Consider the following 23172-nt stretch of genomic DNA (forward strand, 5'->3'; position numbering starts at 1 on the left):
AGCGATTGGCTTATTTTTCAACCCTACTTTTCCACCCCCATCGTTGAGACAGAGAGAGAAACATGTTCAAAAAAGCGTCTTTTATATTAGCTGGTACGTTAATGCTGACCGCTGCAATCGTCGCCGTATCGAAGCCTGCCCTCTTAGACATGCAAGCTCAGGCAGCAAAAGAGAGCGGTGTCCAGGCCGAGGACTCCTTGGTGCGTCCACACTCCCCCATCTTGGGACGAGAAGACGCGCCGGTGACGATTGTGGAATTCTTCGATCCGGCTTGCGAAGCCTGCCGTGCCTTCTACCCACTGACAAAAAGTATTCTGGAAACCTACCCAGAAAAAGTGCGGCTCATCGTGCGCTACACTCCTTTCCACGGCGACGTATCGGACAAGGCCATTCGGGTATTAGAAGTTGCTCGTCGTCAGGGCGTCTTTGAACCGGTACTGGAGAGGCTGCTGGCTCGCCAGGATCAATGGGCTTCACATGGCAGTTTTGATGAATCCGCCATCCTCGATATCGCGAGCCAAGGAGGCCTTGATTTAGCGGCTGCCGAAGAGCAACTGACTTCTGCTGAGGTGCAGGCGGTGATTGACCAAGACATGGCGGATGTCAGAGCCAATCAGATTCGCCAAACACCCACCTTTTTTGTCAATGGCGAGCCTTTAGACCCCTTTGGTATGCAAGAGCTGATTGATGCCGTCGAGAGTGAAGTAGCGGAGATCTCTGGGGAAGGGGATGGCCAGTGATGCAGCGCTGGTGGTTATTAGGCTTGGTGGGCTTTTACCCCTTGCTAGCCGAAGCCAATTGGCAAACGCATCTGCCATTGCCGCCGTCTGAACTTAGCCCTGTCAAGTTACAGGCGGCTAGCGAGCAAGAAGGCACATTACCGCTCGATAGCGTTGATACCCTAACCTTTGGGCGTGATGTCGTCATTGATACCACCCTCTACGAGGCCTTGGCTGCAGAAGGTGTCCCAACGCGTTTCGCCACTAAACTGGAAACACTGCTCAGCGAGTTTATCGAAGCGCCGTTGGAGTTTTCTGGCAGTGAACGTATTCAATTAGTGTGGGAGGAAGATCGACGCCAGGACGGCACCCGTGTTGGGCCACCACGCCTCAGTTATGCCGCTCTGCCTGATCAGGCAGAGCCCTTGGAGGTCATTTGGCCGGTCACCCAAAAGGGGGACGTAGCTCTTTTCAAAAGCGACACCCTGCTAGGCACGTTGCGGTTGCCCGTGCTTAGTGCCCGCTTAACGTCTCGCTTTGGGAATCGGCGACATCCTGTGTATGGAGGGATGCGTCCTCATAATGGAATTGACTTGGCTGCGCCGACAGGAACGCCGGTCATTGCCACCGCACCTGGGCGCGTATCCTTTATGGGTCGCCAAGGGGGATATGGGCAGGTGATCGAGGTGGAGCACGACACAGGGGCAATCAGTCGCTACACACACCTTAGCCGATTTTCCCCACAGTTAGTGGTTGGGAATTTAGTCAATGCGGGAGAGTCGCTCGGAGAGGTAGGTGCCTCTGGGGTCGCCACGGGGCCCAACCTGCATTACGAAGTGAGAGTCAATAACCAGCCTGTTGACCCCCTTGGTCAAGGTCAACGCATCATGCTAGGCGAACAGCCGACTCAAAGTGAATATCAAGCGTCACTTTACGAGGCAAGAGATCGCTTAGAACAAGCTATCGGTACGGCGTCACTTTATGACTTGATCTCGTTTAACGAGCCGTAACCACTCGTGCTTAACAACGTTGCATGGGGGTTAGTAACGTGAAAGTGCGCTTGTCTCGTTATGGAACCCAAGCCGTGTAATCACTCATCTATCACAACACAGGTAATCGGTATGGAAGAGGTTTCTCCCGTCACCATGGGGGTATTGGCAAGCCTTGCGGCGGGCTTGATGACGGCTGTAGGGGCGCTTCCTGTCTTGTTTACCAAAACACCGAATCGTGGTGTTCGCGATTTAGCGTTGGGGTTCGCCGCTGGTGTCATGCTAGCGGCCTCTTTCTTCTCACTGATCATACCCTCCTTAGAAGCCTCGGAGCTGCGTTATGGCGGTAGCGTTGTGCCGGCTGCCATTGCTTGTGCGGCCATTTTGCTAGGGATTGGAATGGTCGCACTACTGAACGAGCTCTTACCTCATGAGCACTTCGAATAGGGGCGAGAAGGGCCAGAGGCTGCCTCACTACGCCGTATCTGGTTGTTTATTATTGCCATTACGATACACAACCTGCCAGAAGGGCTGGCCGTTGGCGTGGCCTTTGGCGCAGGGGGAAGCGAAGGAGGCATGCCGCTAGCGATTGGCATTGGACTTCAGAATGCCCCAGAAGGACTGGCCGTAGCAGTATCACTGCTAAGCGTGGGCTATTCACGTTGGCGGTCATGGACGATTGCCGCCCTTACGGGGCTTGTTGAGCCGTTGGGTGGCTTATTAGGCGCTGGAGTCATCAGCATGTCACAAGCGCTACTGCCCTGGGGGTTGGCCTTTGCAGTGGGGGCGATGTTGTATGTGATCAGTCATGAGATTATTCCCGAAACTCATCGTAGCGGGCACCAAAAAAAGGCCACGCTGGGCCTCTCCATCGGATTGGTGCTCATGCTGTTTTTGGATGTCTCGCTGGGCTAACCATGGGGCGTGGGGCGTGGGGCGTGGGGCGTAGCGTTAGTGCTAACCCAAGTCGTGAGCCCCTCCATGCGAGTTTTCAGTGATACAGAGCTGATGATCACTAATGACCTCAATGATTCGACAGCTTTCCACTTTGCCACCGGCACACTGCGTGACCATCCGTTGAAGCTCCTCACGCAGTGCGGAGAGTCGTTGAAGGCGAGACTCCACTTGCTTTAGGTGATGCGTGGCGATGGCATCGACTTCTTGGCAAGGCATATCAGGTTGATCTGACATGGCCAAAAGCTCTCGCACTGACTCCACCGAAAAGCCAAAGTCTCGGGCATGACGAATAAAGGTCAAACGCCGCACAGCGTCGTCTCCATAGCGGCGCTGTCCTCCGCCGGTTCGGGTCGCATCGCGCAGCAACCCAATACGCTCGTAATAACGAACTGTTTCAGGTTTGCAATCAGCTCGTCGTGCTAACTCACCAATGCTGATACTTTGGCCGATCATCGACATGGTAAAACTCCTTAGGCAGGGCTTGAAGCTGTAGTTGCTACAAGGTTTACACTTCAAAACCATAGCCCATTGGCAGGAGAGGCACCATGAAAACATCGACGCCGACAACAGCGCCTACCGTCTTGACGCTGCGTGTTGAAGGCATGGACTGCGGCGGTTGTGAGCGCAAGGTTGTGTCGGCGCTAGAGCGGCTGGACGGCATTGAGGAAGTCACAGCAAGCTCGGTCACGGGATCGGTGAAGATTCACCACCGCGATCAGGGTGGCCCCTCTCAACAGACCATTGAGGGCATCCTGAACGAACTAGGCTATCAAGTGACTTCCCCTGCAGGCCAAACACGCGCATCTGATGCTTCATCCCCTTGGTGGCAAACCGCTAAAGGGCGCTTGGTCATTATCACAGGCAATCTGCTGATCGTAGCCTTCGCGCTTCGTTTAGCATGGCCTGCGCTGGGTAATGTGCCGTTCATTCTGGCCACGCTGGTCGGCTTAATGCCCATTGCGCAGAGTGCCTGGGGCGCCCTCAAAATGCGCAACCCCTTTACTATCGAAATGCTGATGTGCATCGCTGCGCTTGGTGCATTGGCTATCGATGCTGCTGCTGAAGCCGCGATGGTCGTATTCTTGTTCGCCGTAGGTGAGCTACTCGAAGGGGTAGCTGCGTCACGGGCGCGCCGCAGTATCTCAGCCTTGGCAAATTTAACACCCTCAACGGCAAGGCTGATGGACAATGGCCATCTGCGTGACGTCTCGGCGGAGTCACTTAAACTCGGTCAGCGTGTGCTGGTGCGGCCCGGTGATCGCGTTCCTTGCGATGGACGTATCCTGGTGGGCACGTCCGACCTTGATGAGTCGCCGGTAAACGGCGAGTCCATCCCCCGTTCGCGCTCGCCTGGTGATGACATTTTTGCTGGCACAGTGAATCTTGATGCCGCCCTGGAGGTGGAGGTAACACGAGGCGCTGATGACAATACAATCGCACGCGTTATTCGCCTGGTTGAAGAAGCACAAGCCGCCAAGGCACCCATAGCACGCTTTATTGATCGTTTTGCGTATTACTATATGCCCGCCGTCGTCTTACTCGCCCTACTGATGGCGATAGTGCCACCGCTGGTATCGACCATGGCATGGTCGGAGTCGATTTACCGTGCGTTAGCATTGCTGTTAATCGCATGCCCCTGCGCGTTGGTCATTTCCACCCCAGCCGCCATCGCCGCCGGTCTCTCGGCGGGCGCTCGGCGCGGCCTACTGATCAAAGGGGGAGCCGTTCTTGAACAGTTAGGTAAGCTTCGCTTGGTGGCATTAGACAAAACGGGCACCCTCACTGCGGGTACCCCAAGAGTCACAGATGTGGAGTCTTGGATTGCTGAGGAAGACGATAACAGCGTATTGCGGCTCGCCGCCGCAATAGAGCGGGATTCCAGTCACCCTATCGCCACGGCTATCGTTGAGCATGCTCGACAGTCGGGCATCAACCTCCCCACCGTCACCGGCAGCCGCGCTCTGGCGGGGCGCGGTGTTTCCGGCCAGGTGGAGGGTCGCGAGCTGAGCTTAATGACGCCTCGCCACCTTCACGAGCAGGTCATCCTTGAGGAAAGTCTCAGTGCTCGGATTGTCGCGTTAGAAGAAGCCGGTAAGAGCCTCGCTCTCCTCGTCGAAGGCGAGCATTTGTTGGGCTTGATCGCGGTTCGCGATGAGCCACGCGAAGATGCCATTGAAGGCCTAGCGGCGCTATCCCGTTTAGGCGTACAGGCGGTCATGCTCAGCGGTGATAATGCCCGCACCGTCGCTGCCACGGGGGGGCGCTTAGGCATTGAAGCGTACGGCGAACTAATGCCTGAAGACAAGGCAGCGTATGTTCGAGACTGGCAAGCGGCAGGCCGTGGCCCCGTCGGTAAAGTAGGCGATGGCATCAACGATGCACCGGCACTCGCGGCAGCCGATGTCGGTATCGCGATGGGAGGCGGCACGGATGTGGCGTTGGAAACCGCCGATGCAGCCTTGCTCAAGAACCGCGTTACCGGCATCGCTGAGCTGATAGACCTCTCTCGTGCCACGCTGCGCAATGTGAAAACCAACGTTGTTCTCGCGCTCGGCTTAAAAGCCATTTTCCTGGTCACCACAGCTCTGGGTATTACCGGCATGTGGATTGCGGTGATGGCCGATACCGGTGCTACCGTCCTGGTGACGTTGAACGCCATGCGACTGCTGGGTTACCGCTTTTCGCCCAGTACCGCAATGACAGGCCTGTCACAAGGAAAAGTAACCTCATGAGAACAGTGCAACACGATAGCCCTTCACGTCGCTGGCCATGGTTCATATTAGCTTGCGTGATGGCTCTAGCCGATCAACTGGTCAAGGAAATTGTGCATGCCCAGATGTCGTTTGGCCAAGTCATTCCGCTAACGCCGTTTTTTAACTGGGTTTATACCGGGAATACAGGAGCCGCTTTCAGCTTTCTCGCAGAAGCAGGGGGGTGGCAGCGCTACCTCTTTCTAGGTTTAGCGTTGGTGGTCGCCATTGTATTGATGGTGCAGCTATGCAAACCCCTGCCGCGTTTGGAAGCCTGTGCGTACAGTCTGATTCTTGGCGGCGCGCTCGGTAATACCGTTGATCGCTTAGCGCGAGGGTACGTCGTCGACTATCTGGACATTTACTGGGGCGAATGGCATTGGCCCGCCTTTAACATGGCCGATATCGCGCTATTTGCCGGTGTATTGATGTTCGCGGTGGCGTTATGGCGTGAAAGTCCTGTTTTTAAGCGCTCTGAGTAACGCTATGGATGTGGTCGATCAAGATAAAGAATATACGCTTTTTGCTGGGCGACTCTCACCAATAATCGATTGCGTTGTAGCGCTCGCCGCTGGGGTACTGACCACCTTGAGTGCCGCCCCCTTTTCCCTATGGTGGCTTGGCCCAGTGGCCGTGGCACTGGTCTATTGGAAGATACAGTCGCTAACGCCCGTCATGGCCACCCTGCGTGGGTGGTGCTATGGGGTAGGCCTGTTCGGTTCAGGCACGTCGTGGGTCTTCGTTGCTATTCACGATTTCAGTGGCACCGGGGCCTTGGTGGCGATGTTCCTCACCACTCTTTTTGTCAGCGTCCTGGCGCTCTTCTTTGCAGTCCCCTTTGGGCTCTATCGACGCATCACGGGGCCACGGTTCGCCTTTCTTAGCTTTGCCGGTATGTGGGTGGTGAGCGAATGGCTACGCACCTGGTTGCTCACCGGCTTCCCCTGGTTATTGTTAGGCACCTCTCAGATAGATTCTCCACTAGCCCCATGGGCACCCGTTGGTGGTGTGTACTTGCTGTCACTTATGACCGCGCTGACAGGTACGTTAGGGGTAGAGGTACTGCGTCGCCGCTGGAGTTGCCTTGTCCCAATGGCCGCCTTGTGGGTCGTTCCATTCTTATTGCCCGCCCAATGGACAACCCCGGCTGGCAAGCCCATCCGGGTGGCATTGCTGCAAGGGAATCTTGACCAACGCATTAAGTGGACTGCCCAAGGGCAGCGCGAGGCGGTCAATATCTACACAACAATGACACAAGAGCAAGCAAGGGACATCGATCTCATCGTTTGGCCCGAGGCAGCCCTTCCCATGCTTGAGCAGGAAGCACAGCGAATACTGGAGCAAGTAGCGTCCGACCTGGGGCCTAACACCGCCTTGTTGACCGGCATTTTGCAACGCGACAGTGAAGGGCGCTCTTATAACAGCGTCATAGGGCTAAATGATGTGCAAGGCGAATACCAAAAAGCGCATTTAGTACCCTTTGGCGAGTATTTGCCATTCCAAAGCCTCCTCGCTGACACCCTTGCTTTTTTCGACTTGCCAACACCCCGGCTGACCCCTGGTTCAGACGTACAGGCTCCGTTACACGTGGCTGGCACTACCATTGGCACTGCCATCTGTTACGAGATCATTTTCGCCGATCATGTCGCCCAACAGGCGCGTAATGCCGAGCTGCTATTAACGGTTTCCAACGATACGTGGTTTGGGCGTTCCATTGGCCCACACCAACATCTTCAAATGGCGCGTTTACGTGCCTTAGAAAATGGTCGTCACCTACTTCGAGCTACCAGTAATGGCGTGACGGCCATCATCGATTCACAAGGTCACGTCACAGCCCGTGCCCCACAGTTTGAACAGGCCAGTTTAACTGGCGAGGTGACCCCGATGCAGGGCCTAACTCCTTTCACACGCACCGGTAGTGGCCCCGCTTGGATACTCGCTGCCTTGCTGACACTGCTCGGGTTACAACTGAACTTATCTCGATCAAAAAACGACGCATTAGATGAAAAATGAACCTAGCGATACTCCTGGCAAAGAACGCAGTAATACTTAAGAGATTCCTCCCATGGCCAATGCAGATCGGCTTCATCGTGAGTGTGGTGGTTTCGTTTCTGGCATGGCCCACTGTCGCCATGGAGACACAACCCGACACAACCCGACACGACCCAGGAGACGGAATGGCCCAAAGGGCATTACCCGCTACCAGAGGAAGGTAATATTATCGGAGAGGCTGACACCTTTATCGTAAAGGATTACGACGATACCTTGATAGATATTGCCAGGCGTCACAACCTTGGCTATTTGGAGATGATCCGTGCAAACCCAGAGGTTAGCATCTGGGTTCCAGGGGTGGGCACGGAAGTGACTATTCCGGGACGTTTTATTCTGCCGAATGTGGAGCGTACTGGGATCGTTATCAATATCGCCGAGCTGCGGCTTTACTACTACCCAGATGTCAAAAACGGTGAGACACCGCGTGTTGAGACCTATCCTATTGGCATTGGTCGCGAAGGGTTTGATACTCCTCTAGGCGTGACCGAGACCACCATGAACATTAAAAACCCCGCGTGGTACCCGCCTGAGTCGGTAAAACGCGAAGCGGAAGCACGCGGTGAAACCGCGCCCAGCGTTGTGCCACCCGGCCCCGATAACCCGCTAGGAGACCATGCCATCATCCTAGGCTTCGATGGCTATTTGATTCACGGCACCAACCAGCCCGATGGCATTGGCATGCGCGCAAGCCGAGGCTGTATCCGCATGTTACCCAAAGACATCGAATCTATATTTGACCGCATTCCACCCGGCACCCAAGTCAACATCATCAATCAGTCGATCAAGATAGGTTGGGAAGGCGGTCAGCCGCTGATTCAAGCCTTTCCGCCGCTTGGAGAAGAAGAGCACAGTATGACCGCACTCACAGAGACCATGACACGCCTAAACCAATACAATGTCGATAACGTAAACCTCGATTACGAGCAGCTCAGCGATGTCCTGTCACTCTCTAACGGGCTTATAACCCCCCTACATCCAAATCAGGAACAGGAACAGGAACAGGAACAGGAACCACAGCGCCACAGCCCAGAAGAGAAGTCTATCAAGGCATTTATGAAGACCTGGATCTGATGTCATCTCAACGGTCATGACACGCCTTCTGGCACACCGTTGAGCCCTGGCATATAGGTAGAGAGCCATAGCCCCGTCCAAACGGCGGGGCGACATTCGCGCGGAGCCCTCCAAGTGACTGCGCGCTATCAGTGTCTTAGCACTCAATATCCAGAGGCAGCCAGTAGGTAACGTCACTCATTACCACCTGTATCCCGTCTGTCGTCCGCTCTACGGTCTGTTGTCGAAGCATTTTCTGCGTTACTTTTGTGTCATGGAAATACTCCATGGCAGCAACGATCCATGCCTCCCTCCAGGCCTCTCCTTGATCAGCACACCGGGCCATCGTCATCAGGGTGCGGGCTAGTGTTTCTTTTCGCCGCTTTCTTGCCCGTTTTACATCCACCCGAGGAGCCAACGTGGTGGCATGTTGGCGATTCAAGAAATTAGTAAACCCCGTCACCGAGGCTGCTTGTCCAGGCACCGCCTGCAAATAGTTGTCCACATCGCCCTGTTGAGGCAGTCGCTGCCCCTCCCGGTCAGTAGCGAGTAGCAATGCGGCTGCCGCTCTTAGTGCAAGTCGTGCGGAGGTGTGGGACGTTTTGCCCGCCTCTATACGGGTTTCTAATTGCTGCCAATAAGCATGCAGCGCTTTTTCTGATAAAGAAGCGGACGGCATAGACCTGAGACACGCTTTGATACGTCGTTTCTCTGAGTCGATCTTCTTTGCTTGGTGATCCGGCTCTACCCCTTGCTCTTCATGCAGCCATCGCATAAGAAGTCTTACACGCCGCAACCCCTCCGCCCCGAAGTGATGAAGCAGCTCCGAATAGCTCGGTATCCGTGACCATGCCTGGTCGATCTCAAGGAAGAACGAGAAGAAATGATTGATCTTGAGGGCAGCCTTATGCGGCCCTGTGGTACGAATCAGCCATTCACCAAATTCCCCAAAGGCCTCACTTAACGCTTGGGTAGTGATACCGGCTTGGCCAATGGTGATGCGTTTACGGCATGTTCGCGTCCAATAGCAGGGCTCACAGGCATCGCCTCGACCCGCTGGCATGGGATTGCCACACAATGGACAGGCAATTTTCCCTTGCTCATAACAGACGTTGCACAATGCGTCACCGCTGGATGTCATGACCAATAAGCGATGTCGACGACACGCGGAACAGGTACCGTGATCTGCCGTCGCACAGCGTGGACATAAGCGATGATCATGCCCCATACGCGTCACTCGGGTAAGACGTTGAGAGGGTTCCCCACACTCCTCGCAGGACTCTGACTCTCTGAAATAGGGAGCGCAGGCGATACAGACAGGGCCGTAGGGAGTGACCTTGCCGATGTTGTAGTCTGAACTGGCTTTTCCACATCGTGCACACGGTTTGTCGACTTCGCACTGACGACAGACGGCGTCTGGGTCATTCTTAGGCAAACGAGCTAACTCACCACATCGTGGGCACATCCGCTGCTTAAACTCACGAGCATAGCAAGTTGAGCAGTAACCATGCCCCTTATGGCGTCGCCACAATTTGGAGACTTCTCGACCACACTCATCGCAGTCTACCGTTTTGTGTTGCTTCAAGAGGTTGGCTCCGCTTTCATTCTCCGTTTTAAACGCGCCCATGAGGCTCTCACTGCGCGTTCCGACATGGGGCGATGAGCCGGTAGAGCACGGCGGCGATGCGGCCCATGAGGGTGATGAGATAACCGTGATAACAACGGCAACAATATAACGGGGGGTGACTTTCGGGAATCATGAAGCGCACTCGTTTTGACATTACAAGCGACCAGAGCGCTAAACGTTTCTTCAAGGCCTATACTTAGCAAACGCTCCACCGCCGCTAATAAAGCACAACGCTCGTTGACAGGCAGAAGCTCAAACGCCAACCCAGACACAGGCATTCGGCTATCCGTAATCGAAATGCCCAATGTTAGAAGCGCATCTGCGAGGGGTGACGCAGGCCGCCGACTTGCACGCCGAACAACGCCAACAAAGAAAGTCACCATAGAAAACCAATCGGCGGGTGCGATAGGGGCCTCCCTAAACGTCACGTTGCTTCTTGTTAAAGCACGATCAGCCATCACTTGGAAACTGAACGCTTCTGGTAAAGGCGACGTGCATACCGCCTTTCTAAAATCGTTATAACACCGGCTGCACTGAGCTAAATGTTGATCTTCTGCTGACAGGCGATGAGGCTCTATAGGGGCCTTGCATACCGGGCACTCATCTATCAGTTGCACCCCATGAAAGCGGCACCCAGTGTGCCAAGCGAATCGCCAGTGTCGGCGCAAGTAGGGGGCTGAGTCCTCTGCCAAACACAATGCACAAATCTGTTGTCCTCCATGGCGAGTTCGATTTCGGCTACCAAGGGCTAACAACCAGGGCCAAGTCCGCGTTTCCGGTAATGAGTAACCGGCCACTTTCTCACAATCGTCCCGCATCCCAGCTTTCTGAAACTCAGCGGACGATATCCCCGATGCATTGACTAATGGGCGCATTCTTACGAGGGGAATTTCCCTATCAATATCCCTTGTCCATATACGCCATGTTGGCCAGATAGCCCCGGTGAGCGACAAAGGATCACACCCCTGTCTCAACGCCGCCCGTACCAGCCATGAAGAAAGCGACTCTTCAGGCAACAGAGGCACACTCAGCGCCCAAGGCATTACAGCATCACCTCCCTAATGCCACGGGTAGGTCGCACCCATGATTTACTCTGAATAATTTTCTCATCGATACGTTCAGCCCCGGACAAAATAGCGGCATTGGCACACTCAATCAGCAGCCGGTGCAGGTCGCCAAAATTGCCGCCAGAGATCGCGTGAAGCTGGGTCGCCAATTGTGGCTCATGCAGTTGGGAAGGATGTTTGAGCGGTAATATCTTCTCAAAGCCAGCGAGCAGCTTCTGAAACTCCTGATTGAGCTCCCACTTCGGTAATGCAACCACATCAAAGCGACTCGCATGCTGCGGATCTGAATGCAGTACACGCACAGCATCCTGCGTACCCACACCAACGATGGGAATCATTAACTCATTGCATAGGAGCTTAATGGCATTCATCGTTTCGCGCTGCTTGACGGCACCACCGGTTAACAGTGAGTGGAACTCATCAATGATCAACAAGCGGGTATGGCAAGCCCGCAGTTGATGAATCACTTGGTAGCGCAGCTTAGGTACCGGGTCTGAAGGCCGATAGGGAGCCCAAAAGCTCTCTAACACTGCGATATACAGACTTTTCTCATCGGCACTCGGTGGGGCTTGAGTGACGATCACTGGTTTCACCGGTTCTACGTCTTCATTCACGTAGCCCTCACCGTACTGTTTACGAAACCGTTGAACGATGGTTGTCTTTCCGTTGTTGGAGTCACCCACGAGCAAGAGGTTAGGCATACGAGGACGACTAGGCTTCTCCATCAGCCCACGCATGACCTCAATGACACGATTGGCCAATGGATACCCCAACCATCGCGGTTGATCCATAAACTCCATTCGCTCTCTAGCGGACAGCCCCAAGACATGACGAAGATCAGGATGAAGGTGTGTGCTCATGATATGTCCCAGTTCACATCGATATCACCCGATAAGAGACCATCTTCCTGAGTGGGTGACTCTTGGGGGGCCGCGGTTGAGGGCGCATGTAAAAGGGGATCTGCAGGCGTCACCTTCTTCTCATGCTCTTTACGTCGTTGTGCCTGACGGCGACTTCGCTTGGTACGTGCTTGCGACTCCTCCACATGAGTTCGCAGTTCACTAATAGCGCGTAGGATTTCAGACTCATTGACCGAACTCCTGCCTTCCTGGCGAAGGCGCGCTTTGGCCTGGGCATGCTCCCAAACACTCATCGAGGGGAGGGCGAGATTTGCAAAGGGCACGCGAAAATAGTGCCCGAGCTCCGGGTCTTTGAACCAAACGACGCTAATGTCACGAGGGTCACGCCGAAACACAAAGGTGCGTTTCTTGCTTGGCGTATCTGGATCTTTGGCATTGATCCATGGCCTTAGCGCCTCATCGTAATAGTTCATGCCATCGATGGTCACACCAAAGGTCTGGATCGTGCGCTGAAAGCTGGGCAAAAAATCGAGCAATACAGAAAGTCTATCAGCAGGCCGTGGCGCTAAGCCAACTCCCTGCACGTCAGCATTGCCAAACACACCGATTTCCCATTTCCGCACCGGTGACATACCAATTCCAGAATGAAGACGCTGGTGGTAAACCTTACAAATCAACGTCACCAGCCACTCTTCAAACTCGCTTTTCGTCATGGCCGCGTGCTTCTCTGGATCGTACCCCTCTTTCTCTTTAATGGAGGAGAAGGTCGTCCCAGGCAGGTTATGGATTTCTTTGAGAATAGAGCCCAGCACCCGCTCAATATGGCCACCATAACGAGGCTGCTTAACAGGCCGAAACTCAAGGTTGATCCCATAGGCTAGGCATGAGCGCCGAAACGTCTCTGAGCGAAAATCTGGGCCGTTATCGACATGAATCGTGGCGGGTGTGCCCCATACCGGCCACTCAGCCTCCACATTATGCAGTAGCAACCACTCATCTTTAGGAAGCATGGAGTGCGCCACACACATGCCGACAGATGTTTCAGAGGGCGGGTCAAACGACAAGTAATACCCCGTGACCACACGGGTAAACACGTCCATGGCCAACGTAATCCATGGGCGACCAATCGGCTTGCGATACACGTCATCGACCAAAATAATATCGGCAGGCGTGTGGTCAATCTGCATGACCGCTAGCGGATAGTCAGCATTGGGAAACTTCCCAGCTGCTGGCTGGAACTTGTTAATGGCTTTGTCTCTAAAACCATGGCCACGCAACCGGTCACGCTCTGGGATATCACGCAGACGAGCACGAACGGTACCAGGGCTCGGCGGGTCGATGCGCCGTTCATGGCAACGCCGCATCACTTCCTGTACCGCCTTTTGTGCGGACGGACGCTGCAGCGTCAAATACACCTCTTTGATGACTTCCTGAATCACTGCCTCGGCATGCGCGGGAATACGCGACTTTCCCTTCTTCCACCCTGGCTTTTGAGGAATCAATGCGAGCACCGAGCCCGTCGCTTTATACCGCTTTAACCAACGGTAAATCGTAGCCGTATCAACCCCCGTTTGTTTCGCACGCTCCTCCGCTGCATCCCGCCCCACCGTACGGCGATCCACCAAGGGCTTAATGATCGAAAAGCGATGCTCGGCCTCTTGCCAATCGGCATCCCCAATCTCGGATATATCCTGATCAGGGAGCACAGACCCGCTATTGAGAGGCGCTAGTTCTTTGATGCGAAGCGGGCAACTACGCCCGGACTCAACGGCAATGCCAATGACTGTCTCAAAATCAAGCACCTGGGAAATTCGGTAAACGGTGCCATCTTTCTGAACCTGCTCACCCACCATGATCTGCAAGTGTTGGCGTGTTTGAGCGACGCCGCTATTGGGCTCAGTTGTGTTGCCACGATGATTATTCATAATCGGGTACCCACACCTCTGATAGAGGACTGAAAGATTGAGCCATATCGCAATCTAGCTGTCGGGTCGCCAGCAGATGCCATAAATGCGCAATCCCCTCTGCCCGATAAATATCGCCCATGAAGTGCCGAGACAGCAGGTAATCCAAAGTCGCCACCCCCATCTCCCTCACGGTGTTGAGGACTGCCTGGCTTTCGACAGAAGGAAACACCATCCGCTTATAGCGCGCTAGGAAGGTAATGTTGTCCAAGGTCTTATCACGAATGCGGCTTTCATCATGAATGCGAAACGCCCAGCCCTCGTTGTTGGCATGCCGTATCGCCGCCTTCCATTTAGGCGACCATTCACGCCAATGTGCTTGCCACTTTTCCCGTGGTTTGACCTCCACCAGGAGAGGTTTTGGGTAATCCCTGTAATGACGGTTACCGAGACGGTAATACACCAAATAGTCAGGTGTGTAGGTGTAGCGCCTACCGGTCACGGGATGATGAAACGGGATCTCGCACGGCTGGGAAATCACACCAAGGACGCTCACATCAAAGTCAGCCTTGATGAGGAAATCACGTTCGAGCGTCGACTCGAACGCAATAGACTCCTCCCCGCGAAAGGCATAGTAGCCAGACACACTTCGTCGCGTAGGGCCGATTTTACGAACGGATGTAGGCAGTGGCATGGGCAGTCGCACCAAATGTTGAATAAAACAAGGCCTGTCGCATCAATTGCTATTAATTCTGTCGCACTCAATCCTGTACAGACTACCATAATAGCCCGATATTACGCGCTGAGGGTCGCATCAATTGCTGAAAATGACAGTGGCTCCAAGCCGCGCCCGGGCGAGGTGTCGCTGGCGCATCATGGCGTGCTGTTTCTGGATGAGCTGGCGGAGTTCGACCGTGGCGTGCTGGAAGTGATGCGCGAGCCGCTGGAGAGCGGTCGTATCCTGATCTCGCGGGCCAGCCATCAACGCCGCTTCCCGGCGCGCTTCCAGCTGGTCGCGGCGATGAATCCCTGCCCCTGCGGCTACCTCGGCGACAGTCGCCGCAATTGCAGCTGTACCCCGGCGCAGATCCAGCGCTATCAGGCGCGCCTGTCCGGCCCGTTGCTGGACCGCATCGACCTGCAGGTCGAGGTACCTGGCCTGCCCGCCGAGGAGCTGACATCCGCTACTCCCGGCGAGGCCTCGGCCGGCGTGCGCGAACGAGTGCTGGCCGCTCGCGCGCGCCAATTGGCACGCGGTGGCCTGAATGCTCATCTTGATACTCACGCGCTGGAAGCCGCCTGCCAGCTGGAAGACGGCGAGCGTCAGTGGCTGGCCGGCGTGCTGTCACGCCTCAATCTCTCGGCGCGCGCCTATCACCGGGTGCTGCGTGTCGCGCTGACACTGAGTGATCTGATCGACCAGGATGGCGTGCAGCGGCCGCAGCTGATGGAGGCTATCGGCTATCGGCAACTGGACCGCATGATGGGCAGGGACCCGGCTCGCCCGGGTGCCGGCACCCAGCAGCGCAGCGCCTGATGCCGGCGGATCAGGACGTCAGCCCTGCTCGAGCTCAGTAGGAGGGTCTGTCCGCGCCGGGGATGCCCTCACGAATCAGGCGTGAGAAGTCGCCGTCCGGGTGATCGTCGGCGGCGATGGCGGCGGGGTTGATCAGGCTGCTGGCCTTGAGCTCCGCGAAGGGCGCAGCGTCACTCAGGGCGCCCTGGTCCGCGACATATTCCGGCAGATAGCCGGAGAGCAGCAGACGGTAGTCCAGCGGCAGGCCGTCGGTCAGGCGCGTCATCATCGCGTAGACAAGGGTGGTGCAGTTGCTGGTGGCGGTGTTGTAGAAGCGTGGCTGAGTGCGCAATGTCTCGGCTTCGTCGACGTAGGCCAGCAACAGCTCGCGGATCATCTCGCGCGGCATCTGCACGCGGTAGAGGTGTACCTGTTCGCCGCGCATGTTGCTGCGCACGCGGATGATGTCGCGTTCGTCGGCGGCGATCACCGCCAGTTCGTACTGCTTGAACATGCCGCCGAGGGTCGAGAACTGCTCGTGGCGCTCCTTGCGGATCTCCACCGAGAAGGCCAGATAGCGGCCATCGGCAAAGCCGAAGCTGACCAGTGTGTGGGCGATCTGCGGCCCCATCCAGTGACTGGTCAGCAGATCCACCGAGGTCAGCTCCTCCAGCGGGTAGTCGCGGCTTTCCCAGTGCGGCTTGTAATCCTCTGCGCTGTGCCACACGAAGTTGCGTACCTGCTCGAGATGCAGCACTCCACCCCGCGTGGCAGCCTCGTCCCTGGCGCTTGCCGGTGATGCCTCGTCCCGTGCCGGTGTGATCACCTGCCCCTCGACCAGATGTGCCACCTCCGGCGCCCAGTCGCGGTCCGCCCGTGGCGTGATGCTGGCCCACCAGGCAAGGCTTGCGACCAGCAGCATCAGGTAGCTGCCCATCAGCCGCCAGCGAATCGTGCTGGCCTGCGGCCACCACAGGGCAATCACGCACACGAGGCCCAGCACCGCTGCGAGAGCAGCCACGGTGGTGCGCAGCCCTTCCGGCCCCGGCAGGCGGAACCACAGTGCGGGCACCAGCCAGAGGCTCGCGCCCGCCACGGCGAGACTGCTCAAGGCGCGGGCCGCGAGGCTGACCAGCGTCATCGCGAGGCCCTCACGATAAATCGTTCATGAGCGGCGCTCTTCGGCGATGGCCTGCTCGAGACGCGCGAGACGGCCCGGCACCAGACTGTCCTCGAGTGTCGAGATACGCAGGATGTGGCCAAGCGAAGGGTGCGGGGAGCGAGTGATCAGCACGCCCTGAGCCATCAGCTGCTGCTGCACCTGCGCTGCCAGCTCGGCGCTCTTGAGGCGCACGCAGAGGAAGTTGGTTGCGCTGGGTAGCACTTCCGCACCCAGCGAGCGTAGGTGCTCGGCGAGCCGATCGCGACAGTCGATCACGCCGGCGATATGCGCTGCCGCCTCTTCAGGGTGCGCCAGCAGCAGCTCACCTGCGGCCATTGCCGGGGCGCTGACCGCGTAGTGAATCCGCACCTTGGTCAGCATGCCGATATCGTCAGGCTCGGCGATCATGAAGCCGAGGCGCAGGCCCGCCAGCCCATAGGCCTTGGAGAAGGTACGCAGGCGGAAGGTGCGCGCCATCGGCGCATGGTCGGCGTGTGCGGCGTCCGGGCGGAAGTCGTGATAGGCCTCGTCCAGCAGCAGGCTGCAGTTCTCCGGCAGGGCGTCGCGCAGAGCGCGCACATCGGCGTCAGAATGCAGGTGGCCGCTGGGGTTGTCAGGGTTGGCGAGATAGACGACGCGGGCATCATGTTGCCTTGCCGCGGTTAGCAGTGCCGCGAGGTCCGGTGCCAGTCGCGACGATGAGGCGTCATCGGTAGTGGCGAAGCTCTCGCTGTAGGGCACCTCGATGACCTCGGCACCCAGCCCGCGGGCGAAGTACGCCAGGGTCGGATAGGTGCCGGCGCTGGTGATGACGCGCTCGCCCGCACAGACGGTGGCACGCATTACCAGTGCCAGCAGGCTGTCGGCCCCGGCATCGACCAGCAGGTTCTCGTACGCGACTCCCAGACGCTCAGCCAGTTGCTGGCGCAGTTGCCAGGCATCGGCGTCGGCATAGCTGCGGCTCAGGTCGGCCAGGGCGGTGCCCAGCGCGCCGCCCAGCGTGTGGTGCGGCATGTCGAGCCCTTCGTTGGAGCCATACTGATACGGCAGCGCGTGTCCCAGTCTGCGTTCCAGCGCCTTGATGCCGGGGAACGGGTTATGCGGCCCATCCTGATAGAGGTGGGCAAGAAAGCGACGGGGACTGGCGGTGGTCATGTTGGCTCCGGAAAAGCAGAAACGATAAAAGCTGTATCAGAGGTGGCGGGGGCCACGGCGTAGCTGGGCGCAAGACTCAGAACTCAAGGCCTGGAGCTCAGGGCTCAGGGCGATTGCGCGCCAGCGACTCGAGAGCCGCCTGGTCGAAGGCGCCGCTCAGGGTGAAGGTGCGCGTCTCATTGCGCTCGGCACTGGCGCTGCGAATCAGCGTCAGCTGCAGCTGGTACGGCTGAAGCGTGCGGTCTGACAAGGTAAGCGCGATGCCACTGGCCTCGAGGGTGGTCTCGAGACGCCACTGACGGCTATCGACGGCGGGGCGGTCGGTGCTCCAGTTGAGTACCTGAGGCCCGTTCTTGAGCGCCAGCAGTGCGCGTGTCAGCGCCTCGTTCAGCGCGCCCGGGTTGGCCTGCAGCGTGGCATCCACCTCGGGCGGCGCGAGCAGCAATACCTGTTGCTCGAGCGGGGGTGTCCAGGGCTGCTCGGCGATCAGGCGCGCCGCGCTCTGGCCGAGACCATAGATGGGGTCGCGTTCGGCACGCGGCACCTGGTCCAGGCTCATGCAGCCCGCCAGCGTGGAGAGTAGCAGGGTCGCGGCCAGCATGCGCAGGCGATGCATGGCCATCATGCCGTGCGCCCCTGCTGCGGCAGGTCTGACGGGCGCTGCGACAGGGCATCGAGAAAGGCGTCCAGCTCGGCAAACAGCTCCTGACGAATCGGCTCGGCTTCATTGACCAGATGGTGTTGGGCCTCGGGGTGGCGGTAGATGCGTGCATTGGGGAACTTGCTGGCCAGTACGCCGAGATTCCATTGCCAATCGACGGTGGTGTCCTGTTCGCCCTGCAGGATCAGGGCCGGCAGTGAGCAAGGAGGCAGGGCGCGCAGCCGGGGAATCCACTCCCGCATCGCCGTCACCCACTTCACCGCGAGGCGATCAGCCTGCAGCGGATCATTGGTGCTGAGAAACTCGTAGAAGGCCACATCGTTGGTGTTCGCGCGGTACTTGCGCGGAATGGAATCGATGAAGGGGCGCGCCATGCTGTGCAACCAGCGTGACTGCGACCAGCCCCAGGGCCGTACCAGTGGTGCGAGCAGGGCAATTCCCTGCCAGTGCGATTCATCGCCGCGCATCAGAGCGTCGGTGGCCAGCACCGAGCCGCCGGTGCTCTGGCCGATACCGAACCACGGGTGCGGCGCCAGGCTGTGATCCTCCAGGTAATCCTGGAAGGCCTGCAGGCAGCCGACATAGTCGCCGAAGTCATCGATGGAGGCGGGCTCACCGGATGACAGGCCATGGCCCGGCAGGTCCCACAAGGCGACCTGCCAGCCGTTGCGCAGCAGGTGCGCCAGCAGATGACGATAGAGGGCGAGGTGATCGAAGTAGCCGTGGACCACGAAGACGGTGCCGCGCGGCTTGCGCGGTGTCCACAGCTGAGCCCACAGGCGGAAGCCCCCGGCCTCCAGGTGACCGGCATGCACGGTGATGTCCTCGCTGCGCAGCGCATCGAGACCATAATGGCCCAGGTAACGCTCCAGTGGACTGGACGTCTGGCCCGGCAGCATGTCAGGCAGGCGGATAAAGGGGCCGTGGTCGAGCAGTTCACTGAAATCGGGCATGGTCATCTCCATAATGCTGCCATGCTAGCGGCTGGCGCGGCTGCGAGCTACACAAGGAACAGTGTTTCTTCACTGTTTTCCCCGCCTGTCGCCGAGCTACAACAGCGACGCGGAATCAACGCTGGGCGGGTAATCGGGCACCATGAGCTTGTTCATTGGTCATAGCAGTCCTTTCGCCGGCCTCGCCATCGGGTATGGTGTTGGGATTCGTCCTCGCCCGGCAGGGGGCAGCGCCTTCCTGCCCGGCATCATGATGGTTCACGCTTGTCGGGCAGTCGCGCGTCAGCAGCCGCGTCGAACGACGTGCCAGTGAGTGCCGTCTGGCGAAAATCCTTTTGAACACCACTGCTTGCAGTGTTGTCAGCCGTTGAGGGTTTCCAGCGATTCGTTTTCAGGGAGAGCAAACGCATGACCGACCGTATTCAACTTCAGCGCCTGGCCATCGACGCCAGCCTGCACCGCTTCATCGAGCAGGAAGCGCTGCCGGGCACAGGGATCGCGCCGGAGACCTTCTGGGCGGGTGTCGATTCACTGCTGCACGAGCTGGCACCGCGCAACCGCGAACTGCTGGCAACCCGCGAGCAGCTGCAGAGCGAGATCGACGCCTGGCACCGTGAGCATCCGGGCAAGGTAGACCTCGAGGCCTACAAGGCGTTTCTGCACAGGATCGGCTATCTGCTGCCGGAGCCGAATACGGTCGAAGCCAGTACCGCCTTCGTGGATAGCGAGATCTGCCAGCAGGCCGGCCCGCAGCTGGTGGTGCCGGTGATGAATGCCCGCTACGCCCTGAATGCCGCCAATGCGCGCTGGGGCTCCCTCTATGATGCGCTCTACGGCACCGACGCGATCAGCGAGGAAGATGGCGCCGAGCGTGGCAAGGACTACAACCCGGCGCGCGGGGCCAAGGTCGTCGCCTATGCGCGCCAGGTGCTGGACACCATCGCGCCGCTGGCCGGCGGCAGCCACCATGACAGCGAAGGCTACACGATTCGTGATGGTCATCTGCTGGTGCGTGCCGGAGGGCGTGACCTCAGCCTCAAGTCGCCGGAACGCTTCCTCGGCTATCGAGGCGACGAAAGCGCGCCGAGCGCGATCATCTTCGCCCACAACGGCCTGCACGCCGAGCTTGTGATCGATGCCGAGCACCCCATCGGCAAGACCGATCCCGCCAACGTCAGTGATCTGATCATGGAGGCCGCGCTCTCCACCATCATGGACTGCGAGGACTCGGTAGCCGCCGTCGATGCCGAAGACAAGGTGACGGTCTATCGCAACTGGCTGGGCCTGATGAAGGGCGACCTGACCGAGACGCTGGAGAAGAATGGTCGCAGCATGACGCGCAAGCTGAATGCAGACCGCGAATACACTGGCGCCGATGGCACCACGCGTGTGCTGCATGGTCGCTCGCTGATGCTGATTCGCAACGTCGGCCACCTGATGACCAACCCGGCCATCCTGCTCGAGGACGGCAGCGAAGCGCCGGAAGGCATCATGGATGCCATCTTCACCAGCCTGATCGCGCTGCACGACCTCAAGGGCGACAAGCAGGACCGCGGCGGCATCTGCAACTCGCGCACCGGCTCCGTCTATATCGTCAAGCCCAAGATGCATGGTCCCGAGGAAGTCGCCTTTGCCGATGAACTGTTCGCGCGGGTCGAGCAGCTGCTGGGCCTGCCGGACTCCACGCTCAAGATGGGCATCATGGATGAGGAGCGCCGCACCACCGTCAACCTCAAGGCCTGTATCGCGGCGGCCAGTTCCCGCGTGGCCTTCATCAACACCGGCTTCCTGGACCGCACCGGTGACGAGATGCACACCTCGATGGAAGCCGGACCGATGCTGCGCAAGGGAGACATGAAGGGCGCCACCTGGATTCAGGCCTACGAGAAATGGAACGTGGATGTCGGCCTGGAGTGCGGCCTGCGGGGCCGTGCCCAGATCGGCAAGGGCATGTGGGCCATGCCCGACCTGATGGCCGCGATGCTGGAGCAGAAGATCGGCCATCCGCGCGCCGGCGCCAACACCGCCTGGGTGCCGTCACCTACCGCCGCCGTGCTGCATGCGCTGCACTATCATCAGGTCTCGGTGAAGGACGTGCAGCATGATCTGCTCAGCCGTCAGCGTGCCAGCCTCGATGATCTGCTGACCATCCCGCTGGAACTCGATCCTCAGTGGAGTGCCGAGGAAATCCAGGCCGAGCTGGACAACAATGCCCAGGGGATTCTCGGCTATGTGGTGCGCTGGATCGATCACGGCACCGGCTGCTCCAAGGTGCCGGACATCCACGATGTCGGCCTGATGGAAGACCGCGCCACGCTGCGCATCTCCAGCCAGCACATCGCCAACTGGCTGCATCATGGCATCGTCGACAGTGCCCAGGTGCAGGACACGCTGGAGCGCATGGCCGGCGTGGTGGACCGTCAGAATGCCGCGGACCCCAGCTATCAGGCGATGACGGATGATCTCGAGGGCTCCATCGCCTTCCAGGCCGCCTGCGAACTGGTCTTCCAGGGGCGCGTGCAGCCGAGCGGCTATACCGAGCCGGTCCTGCATCGCCGTCGCCTCGAGAAGAAGCAGCAGGCGCGCTGACACCCCCGACTGGCTGGTGAAAACAGTGAACACGACAACGGCGACCCTGGGTCGCCGTTGTCGCCTGTCGCCGGGCAGGAATTGCCCGGCCACTATTTTGCCAGGCGCATGTTTCCCGAGACCGCTTTTGCCGCTAGCCTTGCCCCAGAAACCGCGTAACCGCGCGATCGGACCCAGTGTGTCGAGGAGAATGTCATGCCCGTGATGAGCGCCGCCGCCATCGAGGATTTCCTCGATGAAGTCTTCCCCCAGCGTCTGGGCACCATCGAGGCCGTCGGCGATCGCTGGGCGACCATGGGGCTGGCCATCGAGGACGAGCACCTGCGTCCCGGCAGCTGTGTGTCCGGGCCGACGATGATGGCGCTGGCGGATGTCTGCCTGTATGTCGCGATACTCGGCGAGATCGGCCCGGAGCCGATGGCCGTCACCAGTGACCTCAGCATCCACTTCCTGCGCCGTGCGCGCGGCGACCGCGACCTGATGGCCACCGCGCGTATCCGCAAGCTGGGCCGGCGGCTGGCCGTCGGCGAGATCGAGCTCTTCAGCCACGGTGATACGGACCCGGTCGCCATCGTGACCGCGACCTATACCTTGCCGGACAGTGATGACTGACCCCGGAACGGTCGTGGGCAACGCCTCGGGCCAGTTCGCTACAGCTTGTTGATATCCTTCTCTTCGCTGCCGCGCTGACGCCAGCCGGTGACGGCCAGGCTCAGCCAGCCGGCGATCAGCAGCAGCCCGCCGATGGGCGTGATGATGCCCAGTTGGGTGCGCGCCGTGGTCGCCAGGGCATACAGCGACCCTGAGAACATCAGGACGCCGGCGGCCCATAGGCCCAGCGTCAGCATCTGGCCACGCAGCGGCTGCACCGAGCGCCAGGCGAGTACCCCGACCGCCGCCAGCACGTGCCACATCTGATAGCGGACGCCGGTCTCGAACACGCGCAGCATGTCCGCGCTCAGGGTGCCGCGCAGGCCATGACTGGCGAAGGCACCCAGCGCGACGGTGGACATGCCGGCCAGTCCCATGGCCAGCCACCAGTGGCGGGAGTGGGAGTCGTTGTGACGCATAGACAATAATTCCTTGAGGGCAGGTGGCGCGGCACGATGTGCCTACGCCTGTCCACGTAAAGTCGCTACAATAGCGGCCTCTTTTCGCGGG

Annotated in this window: 20 protein-coding genes and 2 pseudogenes; 11 read left to right on the forward strand and 11 right to left on the reverse strand. The window is 58.6% G+C overall.

Annotated elements, in window-relative coordinates; all coding sequences use genetic code 11:
* Window positions 1-62: 62 nt before the first annotated feature.
* The 4 genes and pseudogenes from AC5WNI_RS00385 to AC5WNI_RS00400 form a co-directional block, all read left to right on the forward strand.
* Window positions 63-740 (forward strand): DsbA family protein, encoded by a 678-nt coding sequence (locus AC5WNI_RS00385; protein WP_175088979.1) that lies wholly within the window; start codon window positions 63-65, stop codon window positions 738-740.
* Complete coding sequence (locus AC5WNI_RS00390) at window positions 740-1729, forward strand: M23 family metallopeptidase (protein WP_175088980.1); 990 nt, start codon at window positions 740-742, stop codon at window positions 1727-1729. The genes AC5WNI_RS00385 and AC5WNI_RS00390 overlap by 1 nt, the downstream gene beginning before the upstream one ends.
* 111 nt (window positions 1730-1840) lie before the next feature.
* The gene (locus AC5WNI_RS00395) at window positions 1841-2155 is read left to right on the forward strand and encodes a ZIP family metal transporter (protein ID WP_254627027.1); all 315 of its coding nucleotides are present in this window, start codon (window positions 1841-1843) and stop codon (window positions 2153-2155) included.
* Between the two features lie 33 nt (window positions 2156-2188).
* Window positions 2189-2623, forward strand: a pseudogene (locus AC5WNI_RS00400) (ZIP family metal transporter); the annotation flags it as partial.
* A gap of 42 nt (window positions 2624-2665) precedes the next feature.
* Here AC5WNI_RS00400 and AC5WNI_RS00405 read toward each other — a convergent pair.
* Window positions 2666-3124: a MerR family transcriptional regulator gene (locus AC5WNI_RS00405; RefSeq protein WP_175088981.1), complete on the reverse strand. Its 459-nt coding sequence runs from the start codon at window positions 3122-3124 to the stop codon at window positions 2666-2668.
* Between the two features lie 86 nt (window positions 3125-3210).
* Here AC5WNI_RS00405 and AC5WNI_RS00410 point away from each other — a divergent pair, with 86 nt between their 5' ends.
* The 4 genes from AC5WNI_RS00410 (at window position 3211) to AC5WNI_RS00425 (ending at window position 8538) form a co-directional block, all read left to right on the forward strand.
* On the forward strand, window positions 3211-5397 hold the full coding sequence (locus tag AC5WNI_RS00410; protein WP_225347469.1) for a heavy metal translocating P-type ATPase: 2187 nt from the start codon (window positions 3211-3213) through the stop codon (window positions 5395-5397).
* A complete protein-coding gene (lspA, locus tag AC5WNI_RS00415; protein ID WP_175088983.1) occupies window positions 5394-5897 on the forward strand; it encodes a signal peptidase II in 504 nt (167 codons plus the stop codon). Before AC5WNI_RS00410 ends, lspA begins: the two co-directional genes overlap by 4 nt.
* Before the next feature lie 4 nt (window positions 5898-5901).
* Window positions 5902-7428 carry an apolipoprotein N-acyltransferase gene (gene lnt / locus AC5WNI_RS00420; protein ID WP_175088984.1) on the forward strand — a complete coding sequence of 509 codons (1527 nt, stop codon included), beginning with the start codon at window positions 5902-5904 and terminating at the stop codon, window positions 7426-7428.
* A gap of 252 nt (window positions 7429-7680) precedes the next feature.
* A complete protein-coding gene (locus tag AC5WNI_RS00425) occupies window positions 7681-8538 on the forward strand; it encodes a L,D-transpeptidase family protein (protein ID WP_495928569.1) in 858 nt (285 codons plus the stop codon).
* Between the two features lie 136 nt (window positions 8539-8674).
* On the opposite strand, the gene AC5WNI_RS00430 is transcribed toward AC5WNI_RS00425, so the two are convergent.
* The 5 genes from AC5WNI_RS00430 to AC5WNI_RS00450 all read right to left on the reverse strand — a co-directional run bounded on the left by AC5WNI_RS00430 (window position 8675) and on the right by AC5WNI_RS00450 (window position 14669).
* Window positions 8675-9658, reverse strand: coding sequence for a hypothetical protein (locus AC5WNI_RS00430; protein WP_225347471.1), 984 nt, complete (start codon window positions 9656-9658; stop codon window positions 8675-8677).
* Between the two features lie 440 nt (window positions 9659-10098).
* On the reverse strand, window positions 10099-11187 hold the full coding sequence (locus tag AC5WNI_RS00435) for a TniQ family protein (RefSeq protein WP_175088986.1): 1089 nt from the start codon (window positions 11185-11187) through the stop codon (window positions 10099-10101).
* Window positions 11187-12011 carry a TniB family NTP-binding protein gene (locus tag AC5WNI_RS00440; protein WP_287023970.1) on the reverse strand — a complete coding sequence of 275 codons (825 nt, stop codon included), beginning with the start codon at window positions 12009-12011 and terminating at the stop codon, window positions 11187-11189. Before AC5WNI_RS00440 ends, AC5WNI_RS00435 begins: the two co-directional genes overlap by 1 nt.
* A gap of 56 nt (window positions 12012-12067) precedes the next feature.
* Complete coding sequence (locus tag AC5WNI_RS00445) at window positions 12068-13996, reverse strand: TnsB C-terminal domain-containing protein (protein ID WP_175088988.1); 1929 nt, start codon at window positions 13994-13996, stop codon at window positions 12068-12070.
* The gene (locus AC5WNI_RS00450; RefSeq protein ID WP_022521280.1) at window positions 13989-14669 is read right to left on the reverse strand and encodes a heteromeric transposase endonuclease subunit TnsA; all 681 of its coding nucleotides are present in this window, start codon (window positions 14667-14669) and stop codon (window positions 13989-13991) included. Before AC5WNI_RS00450 ends, AC5WNI_RS00445 begins: the two co-directional genes overlap by 8 nt.
* Before the next feature lie 141 nt (window positions 14670-14810).
* Here AC5WNI_RS00450 and AC5WNI_RS00455 point away from each other — a divergent pair.
* A pseudogene (locus AC5WNI_RS00455) lies at window positions 14811-15512 on the forward strand (ATP-binding protein); the annotation flags it as partial.
* Window positions 15513-15546: 34 nt separating this feature from the next.
* Here AC5WNI_RS00455 and AC5WNI_RS00460 read toward each other — a convergent pair.
* The 4 genes from AC5WNI_RS00460 to AC5WNI_RS00475 all read right to left on the reverse strand — a co-directional run bounded on the left by AC5WNI_RS00460 (window position 15547) and on the right by AC5WNI_RS00475 (window position 19422).
* Complete coding sequence (locus AC5WNI_RS00460) at window positions 15547-16632, reverse strand: Lnb N-terminal periplasmic domain-containing protein (protein ID WP_175088990.1); 1086 nt, start codon at window positions 16630-16632, stop codon at window positions 15547-15549.
* Between the two features lie 24 nt (window positions 16633-16656).
* Entirely contained in the window at window positions 16657-17808 is a 1152-nt protein-coding gene (locus tag AC5WNI_RS00465) for a pyridoxal phosphate-dependent aminotransferase (protein WP_175088991.1), read from the reverse strand.
* Between the two features lie 97 nt (window positions 17809-17905).
* Complete coding sequence (locus AC5WNI_RS00470; protein ID WP_175088992.1) at window positions 17906-18433, reverse strand: hypothetical protein; 528 nt, start codon at window positions 18431-18433, stop codon at window positions 17906-17908.
* The gene (locus tag AC5WNI_RS00475; protein ID WP_175088993.1) at window positions 18430-19422 is read right to left on the reverse strand and encodes an alpha/beta hydrolase; all 993 of its coding nucleotides are present in this window, start codon (window positions 19420-19422) and stop codon (window positions 18430-18432) included. Before AC5WNI_RS00475 ends, AC5WNI_RS00470 begins: the two co-directional genes overlap by 4 nt.
* Window positions 19423-19830: 408 nt before the next feature.
* Between AC5WNI_RS00475 and AC5WNI_RS00480 the strand changes: the two genes are divergently transcribed.
* Complete coding sequence (locus tag AC5WNI_RS00480; RefSeq protein ID WP_175088994.1) at window positions 19831-22011, forward strand: malate synthase G; 2181 nt, start codon at window positions 19831-19833, stop codon at window positions 22009-22011.
* Between the two features lie 195 nt (window positions 22012-22206).
* The gene (locus AC5WNI_RS00485; protein WP_043336979.1) at window positions 22207-22623 is read left to right on the forward strand and encodes a PaaI family thioesterase; all 417 of its coding nucleotides are present in this window, start codon (window positions 22207-22209) and stop codon (window positions 22621-22623) included.
* A gap of 38 nt (window positions 22624-22661) precedes the next feature.
* On the opposite strand, the gene AC5WNI_RS00490 is transcribed toward AC5WNI_RS00485, so the two are convergent.
* Window positions 22662-23081, reverse strand: a complete 420-nt coding sequence (locus AC5WNI_RS00490; RefSeq protein WP_175088995.1) for a DUF423 domain-containing protein — start codon at window positions 23079-23081, stop codon at window positions 22662-22664.
* Window positions 23082-23172: the final 91 nt, after the last annotated feature.

Source organism: Cobetia sp. PDI-12MA, assembly GCF_059507695.1.

What these genes read in the sequence shown, in the direction of transcription:
- AC5WNI_RS00385 (WP_175088979.1), top strand. Translation starts at nt 63, where the DNA reads ATGTTCAAAAAAGCGTCTTTTATATTAGCTGGTACGTTAATGCTGACC.
- AC5WNI_RS00390 (WP_175088980.1), top strand. Translation starts at nt 740, where the DNA reads ATGCAGCGCTGGTGGTTATTAGGCTTGGTGGGCTTTTACCCCTTGCTA.
- AC5WNI_RS00395 (WP_254627027.1), top strand. Translation starts at nt 1,841, where the DNA reads ATGGAAGAGGTTTCTCCCGTCACCATGGGGGTATTGGCAAGCCTTGCG.
- AC5WNI_RS00405 (WP_175088981.1), bottom strand. Translation starts at nt 3,124, where the DNA reads ATGTCGATGATCGGCCAAAGTATCAGCATTGGTGAGTTAGCACGACGA.
- AC5WNI_RS00410 (WP_225347469.1), top strand. Translation starts at nt 3,211, where the DNA reads ATGAAAACATCGACGCCGACAACAGCGCCTACCGTCTTGACGCTGCGT.
- lspA (WP_175088983.1), top strand. Translation starts at nt 5,394, where the DNA reads ATGAGAACAGTGCAACACGATAGCCCTTCACGTCGCTGGCCATGGTTC.
- lnt (WP_175088984.1), top strand. Translation starts at nt 5,902, where the DNA reads ATGGATGTGGTCGATCAAGATAAAGAATATACGCTTTTTGCTGGGCGA.
- AC5WNI_RS00430 (WP_225347471.1), bottom strand. Translation starts at nt 9,658, where the DNA reads ATGACATCCAGCGGTGACGCATTGTGCAACGTCTGTTATGAGCAAGGG.
- AC5WNI_RS00435 (WP_175088986.1), bottom strand. Translation starts at nt 11,187, where the DNA reads ATGCCTTGGGCGCTGAGTGTGCCTCTGTTGCCTGAAGAGTCGCTTTCT.
- AC5WNI_RS00440 (WP_287023970.1), bottom strand. Translation starts at nt 12,011, where the DNA reads ATGGAGTTTATGGATCAACCGCGATGGTTGGGGTATCCATTGGCCAAT.
- AC5WNI_RS00445 (WP_175088988.1), bottom strand. Translation starts at nt 13,996, where the DNA reads ATGAATAATCATCGTGGCAACACAACTGAGCCCAATAGCGGCGTCGCT.
- AC5WNI_RS00450 (WP_022521280.1), bottom strand. Translation starts at nt 14,669, where the DNA reads ATGCCACTGCCTACATCCGTTCGTAAAATCGGCCCTACGCGACGAAGT.
- AC5WNI_RS00460 (WP_175088990.1), bottom strand. Translation starts at nt 16,632, where the DNA reads ATGACGCTGGTCAGCCTCGCGGCCCGCGCCTTGAGCAGTCTCGCCGTG.
- AC5WNI_RS00465 (WP_175088991.1), bottom strand. Translation starts at nt 17,808, where the DNA reads ATGACCACCGCCAGTCCCCGTCGCTTTCTTGCCCACCTCTATCAGGAT.
- AC5WNI_RS00470 (WP_175088992.1), bottom strand. Translation starts at nt 18,433, where the DNA reads ATGATGGCCATGCATCGCCTGCGCATGCTGGCCGCGACCCTGCTACTC.
- AC5WNI_RS00475 (WP_175088993.1), bottom strand. Translation starts at nt 19,422, where the DNA reads ATGCCCGATTTCAGTGAACTGCTCGACCACGGCCCCTTTATCCGCCTG.
- AC5WNI_RS00480 (WP_175088994.1), top strand. Translation starts at nt 19,831, where the DNA reads ATGACCGACCGTATTCAACTTCAGCGCCTGGCCATCGACGCCAGCCTG.
- AC5WNI_RS00485 (WP_043336979.1), top strand. Translation starts at nt 22,207, where the DNA reads ATGCCCGTGATGAGCGCCGCCGCCATCGAGGATTTCCTCGATGAAGTC.
- AC5WNI_RS00490 (WP_175088995.1), bottom strand. Translation starts at nt 23,081, where the DNA reads ATGCGTCACAACGACTCCCACTCCCGCCACTGGTGGCTGGCCATGGGA.